Source organism: Desulfovibrio sp. SGI.102 (assembly GCF_050314315.1).
Classification (GTDB): Bacteria; Desulfobacterota; Desulfovibrionia; order Desulfovibrionales; family Desulfovibrionaceae; genus Desulfovibrio.
In genome coordinates this window covers 1-11249 of sequence record NZ_JBNPNC010000067.1, presented here as the reverse complement: position 1 = coordinate 11249, position 11249 = coordinate 1, and the positions used below count along the sequence as shown (strand labels likewise).

General features: G+C 60.0%; 2 protein-coding genes. Both read left to right on the top strand.

Going from position 1 to position 11249, the window contains the following annotated elements:
* The first annotated feature begins 9 nt into the window (after positions 1–9).
* On the top strand, positions 10–9840 hold the full coding sequence (locus ACQRCJ_RS11085) for a VCBS domain-containing protein (RefSeq protein WP_427799812.1): 9831 nt from the start codon (positions 10–12) through the stop codon (positions 9838–9840).
* Between the two features lie 66 nt (positions 9841–9906).
* Positions 9907–11043, top strand: a complete 1137-nt coding sequence (locus tag ACQRCJ_RS11080; protein WP_168934579.1) for a hypothetical protein — start codon at positions 9907–9909, stop codon at positions 11041–11043.
* The last annotated feature ends 206 nt before the right edge of the window (positions 11044–11249 follow it).

Genomic DNA, 11249 nt, shown 5'->3' with positions numbered 1-11249 from the left:
CTGGAGATCGTGACCATCACCATTACGGGCAGCAATGACAAGCCGTCGTTGGAGATCCGGGATGGCAACGGACAGATCCTCATGGACGGTGCGGTGCTCGAGACCATAGAGAGCGACCCCGCTGATGCCGATGACGCCACGAGCTGGCCCCAGCTTTCCGGATCGTTCGATATCCGGGACGTCGATGCCGATGCGGGCAGTGACCAGACCATCCTTATTGCCGGCGGTACCCATACGGATGGAGATGTGGAGCATGCGACCTCTCCTGCCACAGGGCATGAGCCGCAGCCGGGGCATATTGGCTCTGAAGGCGGCACCCAGGCCATTTTCACGACCGACTACGGTACTCTGACCGTCAATCCTGACGGCAGCTGGACCTATGTGGTCAACAGCGGGAGCGAGCTCGTCCAGCAGCTCGATCCCGAGCACCCCCATTTCGAGACCTTTGAGATCACCGTGGTGGATGAGCATGGTGCTTACGACACCAGGGAGATCGTCATCAAGGTGGAAGGCTCGAGCGCGTTCCCTGTCATCACGGACAAGGATGATCTCGTCTTCAAGGAAGAAGGCGTCTACCATGACGGCAGTGACGGCAATACGCTGACAGAGGCGGGGAATGTCGTCGACGGGCAGGGCAATGTCATCCCCGGCCATCACCAGACAGAGAGCCTTTCTGGCCGGGTCGATGCCACGGACATTGACCTTGGCGACCAGGGGAATCTCTCCTTCCGTGTGGATGCCGCGGATGCCCAGCTGAAAACGGGCGGTACGCCTGCCGTGACCCAGCCGGAGGCGCCCAAGCTGGTCTCCACTTCGCCGAACGGCGATACCGTCTATGAATCCGGCTACGGTAAGCTGACCTTCCATGCAGACGGTACCTATACCTATGAGCTCAAGTCCGGCGCTTTTGATGCGGACGGCAATGCCGTCAACAAGCTGGCCCAGGGCGAGGTGCTGACCGAGACCTTTACCGTCACGGTCAAGGATACCTTCGGCAAGGAAGTTTCCACCGACATCACCATCACCATCCACGGGACCAACGACAAGCCCCGTCTGGAGCTGGGTGACGGTTCTGATGGCGGCGCGCTGCACGTCACGGAAAGCGGCGTGGGCCGTCATGATGACGGTGCCGTGGTCGATGGGCCGGATGACGAGCTCGTTGACGCGCCCAGCAAGGACGGGACGGCTGCTGACGAGATCGGCAGGTATGACGGTGCGCTCACGGACAGCGACAAGGCCACGGGCAAGGATGCCGACCACGGCGCGGAACTCGTCTACGGTGTGGAGGCCGGCAAGGCCGAATCCCCTGATGGCGTCGACTTTACCACTGACGGCGGCGATGTCTCCGTCCGGGGGCAGTACGGCAGCCTGACCATCGGAGCGGACGGCAGCTATTCCTACACGCTGGACGAGAGCAGCGATTTTACGGCCGGTGACGGGACGCAGTACGACAGGCTCGACTACCTCAATGAAGGCGAGACGCTGACGGAGACCTTCACCATCTTCGTCAGGGACGAGCATGGCGCCTGGGCCAGCAAGGAAGTGACGGTCACGGTGACCGGCACCAATGACCGGCCGGAATTGACCGTCACGGATGAAAAGGCCTTCTATAATGACAAGGGTCAGCTCGTGGATGGCGGGGACGGCTATCTGCATGCCTACGGCACGGCCAGTGACGAATCTGCCGTGACCACGCTCCACGGCCGTGTGCAGGCCACGGACGCTGACCGTGAAAACGGTGCGGGCGCGACGACCACAAGCAAAGAGAATCACGGTCTGGAGTTCTCCCTGCAGGAAAAGGGCTATGATTCGACGCTGACCTCCTCCTCGGTGTGGACGTATGACGGCAAGGAGCAAATGGGGACTGTGGATGTCACCCAGAATGGCGACGGCTGGACGGCCACCACGGACTACGGCACCCTGACCCTGGACCAGTACGGGAACTATACCTACGTTCTCAAGGAGAGCGATGCCGTCACGAAGCTGGGCGAAGGCGAGACCGTGACCGAGACCTTTGTGGTCCGCGTCGTGGACGACAGGGGCGCGTGGTCGGAAAAAAACATCACCATCACCATTGAGGGCACCAACGATAAGCCAGTCATCTCGGACGGTTCCTCTTCTCTGACGGTGCATGAAGAAGGCGTCTGGGGCAGTCAGGATGATACACATACCCCTGATGCCGAATTTACCGGGAATACCGGTAAGCAGACTGGGACCGTCCATTTTGAGGAAAAGGACGCCAACGATACGCACAGCCTGGTCATCGCGGATGGGCTGCCTAATGGGGCCGATCTGAACGTGGTATATCCAGCGGGATATGAGGAGTCGGGCAGTGAGGCCACCTACACCATTACTGAGAATACTGACGGCACCTACACGCTGAAAGCCACCATCCCCGGCGTCAATGGCAACAAGCCCATCACGCTGGGCAAACTCAGTCTGGAGCAGAACGGGACAGACAGCGACCTGACCTATACCTTCACCCCGAATCAGGGTGGCCTGAACGGTCTGCCGCAGGACATGGACCTGAGCATCGATATCCCGCTCAAGGTCAAGGACGAGCACGGCAGCCTTTCCGATACTACGCATACGGCCACCATCAATATCCACGGCACCAACGACCGCCCGACCATCAAGATCGAGGCGAAGGCCGAGGATGTCTATACTGACGGCGTGGGCCGCAATCCGGACGGCACCGCAGTCGATACCGACAACGGGAAGGATCTCAACCCCGCAGAAAACAAGGTCTATGAGTCCCAGAAAGTGGAAGGCCGGCTCACGGCCGATGATGCCGACGCCGACCACGAGCTGACTTTCTTTGTGAAAGAGGTGCAGATAACGGGCAAGGGAAATCCCCTGAAGTGTACGGTCAATGAGACCGAGAATTCCGTGACCCTCACTCTGGACGGGGTCGAGGTGGCCAAGCTGGTGCTGGACCAGAAGACCGGCGAGTACACGCTGGAGTTGCTGGATACGGATGAAGCCCGGACCGTCCTGAAACCGTATGGCGAGGATGTGAAGTTCGACTTCACGGTCCACTTCAATGTTCGTGACGAGCATGGCTCCACGGCCCAGAGCTCAGCTTCGCAGAAGTTTTCCATCCACGGCACCAACGATGCGCCGACGATCACGCATGTGGAGGATCGGGACCTGGCTGAAGACAAGGCCTCCGTCACTGGTAATGTCACGGCATCGGATGCGGACAGTGGGGACAAGCTCACCTACGGCCTGCTGGATGATGATGGCTATGACAAGCTGATGGATTCGGACGGTTCGGAAAGCGTCGAAATGCAGGATACGCTCAAGACCGATTACGGCACGCTGGAGATCGATCCCGAGACGGGCGAATACACCTTCTATTTGAACACCGAGCATCCTGAGATCATCGGGCTGTCGGAGGACGATACGAAGTCCCTGACCTTCCATGTGGCCGTGCGTGACGACAAGGGCGCCTGGAATGTCGAGGAGATCATCATCACCGTCACCGGCAAGGATACGGCCACGGTCTTCACCGGTGACGCGGCCGTGGTCACGGTGGAGGAAAAGGGCTTCGGCCACTTCCCGCATCCTACAGAAGCTGATCCGGATCGTGGGGATCCCTCGTTCGCGTCTGGCCGTCTGGAAGCCGAGGAATTCGATACGGATGCGGACGGCAAGCCGCATGATGTGGAGTTCTCCATCAAGACGCAGGATGGGGAGCAGGCGCCCAGAACGGATAGCTTCAATGACCTGGGGCCCGAAGTCCAGGACGCCATCAACGGGCAGTTCTCGGGCGAAGATGCCTGGGCTGACGATGCTGGCATCCAGATCCTGAAGGGGACATACGGCACGCTCTATCTCAATACGGCCACGGGTCAGTATTTCTACCAGTTGAACAACGAATGGGATGCGACCCAGAAGCTGGAGCTGGGCCAGATCGAGTACGACAAGTTCACCATCCATGCCAAGGGTACGGGCGCACAGGACGAACTTGGCGCCGATCAGCCGCTGACGGTTGCCGTCAAGGGCAGCAACGATGCCCCGGTGCTGGAGAGGGTCACACTGGATGAAGCGAGCATAACGGCCGGGCTGGAGGTCGTGGGCGACGGATTTACGGTCAAAGGCCTTGAAGAAGACGGCGGGGTGACGGAAGTCAAAGGTTCTATCGCCGCGACGGACGTGGACAGCCCTGACACGGGGGAAGACAACGTCCTCAAGTACCTCATCAAGGTCGAGGATGGTGGTGACGTACGCTATCTGGGCGCGTGGGATAATGGGCTCGGCTATCTGAAGCTGGATGAAAATACAGGCGACTACACCTTTGTCTTCTACAACGACAAGGACGAGTTCCAGCATCTGAAGGAAGGCGAAACTAAGGATGTGACATTCACGGTGGTCGCTGTTGACGAACACAATGCCGTCTCGGAAGAAAAAGACCTGACCTTCACCATCACGGGCAAGGATGATGGGCCGGTCATCAAAAACAGCGCCGTGGTCGTTTCGGAAGATCGTGAGGCAGCGTCGGAGGAGAAGCCCATCGAGATATTTGATCTTGATAGCAATGATAGACCGGAAATCACGCAAATTACCTCCAATGCTGCGGAAGGAAATTTCGCTAACCTGACGGGTACGGAGGATGGGACTTGGACCATCGACGGCAAGTACGGCATCCTGACCGTCACCCGTGAGGGTGGTAAGCTGAACTATACCTACAAGCTGTATCCCAAGGAAGGGCATGAGGCCTCCTACATGGAGCGTCAGGAGCTGAACGTGGGCGACTCCCTGACGGAAAACTTCACTGTCAGCGGAACCTCCAACGGCGTGCCCGCAGAGGGCACCATCACCATCACCATCACGGGCGAGAACGACGCCCCGACGCTGGAGTTGGAGTACGACGCTGGAATAGAGACGACGGTGGATGGAGCGATCACGGTCGATGGCTGGGATCCTGTCAAAGGCGAGGCCCACGGTGAGGACGTAGATAATATATGGGAACCGGATGGGGAGTCCGAGCTGCGCTACAGCGTGAGCAACAGCGAGAACCCCGGTAGTGAGCCCGGGGAGGGCGGTGAGGAGCAAGCCAGTTCCCTGCAGACCATCAAGGGAGAATTCGGCTACCTGACCATCAATTCCGTGACCGGCGAGTACACCTATGTGGTGGACCCGTTCAGCGATAAGTACAAGGAGCTTGGGAGTAGTGAGGAGTCCGGCAAGGAAACGTTCACCATCTGGGTGAAGGACCCGCACGGTGCGTTTAACAGGCAGGATATCTCCTTCGATGTACACTGGAAGGGGAGTGAAGGGAGCGGTGGGTCGATTGAGCTCGCTCCCACTACTGACGTGGCGGTTAAAGAAGACGGTGGTGACTACGATGTCACCTTGCCGCCGTCCGTGGACAGCGGGCTCATCCTGTTGGAAACGACGGATGACAGTAAGGTCACGGTCAATGCCGATCAAATCTGGTTGGAGGACGCTGAGGGCAACAAATCCCATGTGATCCAGACCGACTACGGCTCGCTGATCCTGGAAAAGAACGAAAATGGCGAGTGGGGGTACCGCTTCGTACTCAACAACAGCAGTGAGGCGGTCCAGGAACTGACTGAAAAGGATGAGATCGATCTGAAGTTCTGGGTAGGTACAGAGGAGGGGAAAGAAGTCCCCATCAATGTGACCATCACGGGCATCAATGACCGGCCGGTCATCGAAGCGGTCACGGATCTGAAGGTCAAGGATACGGGTGGCGTTGTTCCAGGCAAGGTCGAGACCTCGGACCCCGATAAGGTGGACGTGGGCAGTGCGGAAGACGGAGAGCGGAACCTCATCTATAAGATCGAAGCGGAGGATGACGGTTTTACCCTGACGAAGGAAGGGGAAACGCCCAAGCCGGAAGACTTTACCCTTGAGCTGCAAGGTGCGCCTGAAAAAGGCGATCCTCGTGTCTATAATGTCATGGTGGATGACAAAAAGTGGGGCGAGTTCACGCTGAATGAAGATGGCAGCTATACCTTCACGCCCAGTGAGTATGCCAAGGATCTGCTGCAGGGGGAAAAGGCGGAATTCGACCTGAAGATCACCGTGGATGATGGCCACGGCAAAGAGAACAGTACCGCTTCGGAGACAATCCACATCACCATCGAAGGCACCAACGAAGCGCCTGAGATCGTGGATGCCCCCTCGCTGGAGGTCAAGGAAGATGTGACCCTCACAAACGGGCAGCAGCTCGTGGTCTCGGACGACAGGGGAACGGGCTCGGACAATCTGAGCTACTCCGTGGCCGCCGGGGATGTGACTGGCGAAGGCAAGCCGATGGCTGCCGGTGAGTACGGAACGCTCTTCATCGATGCGAACGGCACCTACCATTACCAGCTCAACAACCAGTTGCCGGCGGTACAGCAGCTGGGAGAGGGTGCCTCGCTCACGGATACCTTCACCATCTTCGTTAAGGACAAGGATGGTGAGACGGTGCCAACGACCGTCACGGTCAATATCAAGGGGACCAACGACGATCCCGTGCTGTCGTTGAGCGATCCGGTGCTGACCATCAAGGAAGGTACGGACGGGTCCGTCACGGGCAATGCCTTGGCCACGGATGTGGACACGGGCGATACGCGGACTTATTCCCTGAAGGCTACGGGTGATGGGACGGTGAGCGAGGCAGACGGCGAATACGTCTACAAGACCACCTACGGCACCTTCTATCTCGACAAGACGACCGGCAAATACCGCTTCGTGCTGGATAATGACGCCGAGGCAGTAAAGAACCTGCGACCCACGGACGTGGTGGAGGACAAAGTCACCGTGGTGGTGACTGACGGCTACGGCGGCATAAGCGAAAAGGAACTCACGGTCCACATCAAGGGCGACAATACCGCACCGGAAGTGACGGACGAGGAAAGCCTGGAGCTTACGGTGCTGGAAGATGTGGGAGAGAACTCTGGCCAGATAGATGCCACCGGCTGGGATAGCGGACCGAATGACACGGGGAGCGACCCCCTGCACTATTCCGTCGAGAATGCCAAACCCGTGACCATCGACGGAAAGGTCTGGCACAAGGTGGCAGGGGAGCATGGTATCCTCTATATCAACCCCAAGACCGGTGAATACCGTTATGAGCTGACGGAGGACATGAACTATCTGGCGGATGGTGAGTCCGCATTGGATGATTTCGACATCACCATCACCGATAGTACCGGCCTGAAGACGGAGGAGACCATCAAGGTCACCATCAACGGGAAAAACGATGCTCCCAGCATCGTGGTCTCGCAGCCTTCCGGCAGTCAGTTCGGGACCGTGACCATCACGGACGTGGATACCACGGATACCCACGACGTGACCTTCACCGGGCTGTATGGCAGTGAGGAAGGTGCGGGCGCTGAGGGCGGCGGTCTTCTGAAGGTGGATCTGGAGACGCTGAAGGATACGCCGGATGGCACAAAGACGCTGGATGTCTTTAACGCGGCAGGTGAAAAGATCGGCGAGCTGACTCTGACTTACAGCAAGGGTGGAGGCGCAGAGGATCAGCTCAAGTACAAGTTCAAGCCTGACCCGGACTACGTGAACGGCTTGGAGGTCGGTAAACCGGAGGACATCAGCTTCGGCATCACGGTGTCGGACAATAACGGCGGCACGGTCACGACCGGGGACTTGCAGTTCACCGTCACCAACGAGAACGACGCGCCGGTCATCATGGAGGCGACGGATCCGTCAGCAGCGGGAAATAACAACAGCGGCAAACTGAAGTTCTCGGACGCCGACAAACTGGATACCCAGCACAGCGTGACCTTCACCGGGCTGCAGGATGCGGGCGGTAATGCCCTGGCGGTGGAGAGCGTGGAAGGCCTGACGGAAGACAAGGTTGTTGACGTCTACAAGGACGGCCTGCAGATCGGCACGCTGACCCTGCGCTATGAGGACGGCGAACTGACCTACACGCTTTCGACCGAAAACTTTGAAAACAACCTGCCCGTGGGTGACAGTACGATCGACTTCACCATCACGGTGTCGGACAAGAGCGGCGACACGGACACGACCGACGGGAATTTGCAGTTCACCGTCACCAACGAGAACGATGCACCGGCCATCACGGAAGAACCGTCAAGTGGCAGCAACACGGGTACTCTGGTGTTCTCGGATGCGGACGTCCGGGATACGCACAGCGTGACCTTTGAGGGGCTGTATGCCAGCGAATCCGGCAAGGAAGGCGACTCCCTGAAGGTGGACAACGTGGAAGGCCTGACGGACGGCGCGACGACGCTGGACGTCTACAACGAGAGCGGCCAGAAGATCGGTACCCTGAAACTGGCCTATACCGAGGGAGACGGTGCCGGTACGGAACACACGCTGACCTATACCTTCACGCCTGATACGGAGTACAGCAACTCGCTGGATCGTGACTCGTCCGTCTCGCTGGATTTCGACCTGAAGATCCACGACGATACGGAAGACAGCAATACGGTCAAGGGCAGCGTCACCATCGAGAGTACCAATCAGGCTCCTGTCATTGGTGCGCCTGTAGACGGTGGGAGCAACACCGGCACCGTGGCCATCACGGACAGCGATCCCGACGACAGCCTGACCGTGTACATCAAGGATGCTGAGGGCACTCCCGTCATTATCGCGGCGGGCGAGAAGCCTGTGACGGTCGATGACGTCAGCTACACCTACACCGACGGTACGCTGCGCTATGAGGTGCTGCCGGAGCGGACCGATGACCTGGCCCCCGGTAAGGAGAGCACGGTTGAAATCACCGTGTTCGTGGATGACGGTCACGGGAAGGTGGAACAGACGGTCAGTCTGCCGGTCACCAGCACGGCCCCGACGGAGGGCGGTGAAGGTGAGGGCCCAACGGAGGGCGAGACCGTCATCGTGCCGGATGACGGGGATCAGGCAAGCCTGAAGGCCTATAGCCAACGCCAGCGTCTGGCTGCGGAAGAAGCTGGCCTGCTGACGGCGGCGGCATCCTTCGTGGCCGGCATCACGCCGGAACCGGCCGATCCGGAGACCTTCCTTCAGGAATCTGTCCCGGCTGCCCAGGATGACATCCCTGAAGCCCTCATGGCGGAAGAGATCCCGCTGCCGCAGGATGAGACCGTGCTGCAGGAGGAAATGACGGATCTACCGGATGCGGATGTGCCGGTATCGGAGACGCCGCTTGCCGATGACCTGCTTGCGGAGCCCCTGCTGTTCGCCGGGCTGGAGAACGCGGATGAAATGCCGGAGCCCGTGGAGATGCTGCGGTTCGAAACGGCGGAGGAGATGCTTCCGGCAGAGGATACCGATCCAGCTACGGCTGCGACGCCTCCCGCCTTCAGCGGAGAGGAATCTGGGGACGGTGGGCTGCTCCTGCCCGAAGGTGTGGAAGGCCTCTTCGGCACGGAAGGGGACGACTACCTGCGCGGCGGCGAGGGCAGTGATGCCATCTTCGGCGGTGCCGGAAACGACATCATCGTCTACGACCAGCAGGATTATCTGGTCAGCGGCGGCAGCGGCATCGACTTCATGGTCTCTGACGATACGAGCCTGACGCTGGACGGGTTGCTGAGCAATACCAGCAGCGACAAGCCTCTCGTCAGCGGCATCGAGGTGCTGCTGAAGGGCGAGGATGCCCTGAGCCTGACCAGCATCAATGATCTGGCCGACAGGTACGGCATCACGCTGGGGGTCAACGAGGCCGGAGAAGAGACACTCCAGCTGGATGACCGCTGGACGAAGCAGGATGATGGCAGCTATGATTTCAACGGCGGGGCCGAAGCCGATGGCGGCCTGACGCTGGAAACCAGTCTGACACCGGTGGAGACCGGCGATCCGGCCAGCGAGGCCGTACAGCAGCAGGTCTTTACCCTGGAACACAGCAACGGTTAACCTTGCATACACGGCGGGGCGGTCTGAAGGCCGTCCCGCCTTTTGGCAGCATCCGCGGGAGCTTCCATGCGCATCCTGTTCGTCAACCACACCTTCCCGGGGGATCTGGGCCCGTTGCTGGCAGCTTTTGCCGCGCAGCCGGGGCATGAGATCCTTTTTGCCTCCTGCCGGGGCAGACGGGATTTCAGTGTGCCCGGGGTGCGGCATGTGGTCCTTTCCCCCTCCCGCTCCCGGCGTCTTGCGGGGGACGGGGCGGGCACGTCTCTGGACAGGGCCGTGGAGATGGGACGACAGGCCCTGCAGGCCTTCCGTCTGCTGCGGCAAAGCGGTTTTGTGCCGGATATGGTGCTGCTTTCTTCCGCACTGGAGCAGGGGCTGTTCCTCAGGGATGCCTTTCCTGATGCCTTTGTGGCCTGCTTTGCGGAAAGCTTGCCGTCCGACGGGCTTGCCGGGGACGGTAAAGGGCTTGTCCGCCACTTGCTGCAATGCCGCCAGATGCAGCAGAGCAATCTGGTCATCAGGCTGACGGCAGAAGCGGAAAACCGCGATCAGGAACAGCGGGGCGTCGTGAGCTTGCCGTATCCTGTAGATACGGACTATTTTTCTCCCCTCACTCCAAACGGGGCATCCGGCCCGCAAGCCGGGACCCGGATTCTGTGCGCTGCCCGGGATGCGGCGGATGTCTGGCAGATGCTGCGCCTGGCGGAAGTCCTGCTGGCCCAGTGCCCGGGTTGTCGTCTGGTGCTGCTGTGTGAAAGCGCGACAGGGCGGGAATCACTGGCGGAGCTTGGCCTTTCCCTGCCGACCGGGATCGAGATCCCGGAGCGCCTCTCCCTGCAGGCCTATCGGGATCTGCTCCGCACGGCGGCCGTCATCACGGCCCCGGCGGCAGCGTGCCTTTCCGCGCCGGTGCTGCTGGAAGCCATGAGCTGCGGCGTGGTGCCGGTACTGGCGGGCGATGCGCCGCACTGGCCCCTGTTGCAGGAGGGCGGGGGAGGCCTCTGGTGCGGGGCGGCGGATCTGGTCCCCACACTGGCGGGCATACTGGCGCAACCGCACCAGCTGGCGGAGTTGTCCCTTGCCGCCCGCCGGACCGTGGAGCGGCATTTCCGGCGGCAGGATGTCATCCCCGGGCAGCTGGCCTTGCTGCATCAGGCACGGGCCGCGTGGCTGCGAAAAAAGCAGGGCGGTACGACGGCCTGAGGCGGCGACGCGCAAGGCTGACGGCCGGCAGGAGACAGTCATTTTTTTGCCCGCTCTCCCGGAAGGGATACGACGACCGCAGAGACGATCATCACGGATCATGACAGATATAAAAAGACCGGCGCCCGTGCTGCGGGCCACCGGTCTTTTTTGCATTATGGGCTTTGAGGATGTCCGGCATGTTTTTTGATTTTAAAAGGTGTGGT

What these genes read in the sequence shown, in the direction of transcription:
- ACQRCJ_RS11080 (WP_168934579.1), top strand. Translation starts at nt 9,907, where the DNA reads ATGCGCATCCTGTTCGTCAACCACACCTTCCCGGGGGATCTGGGCCCG.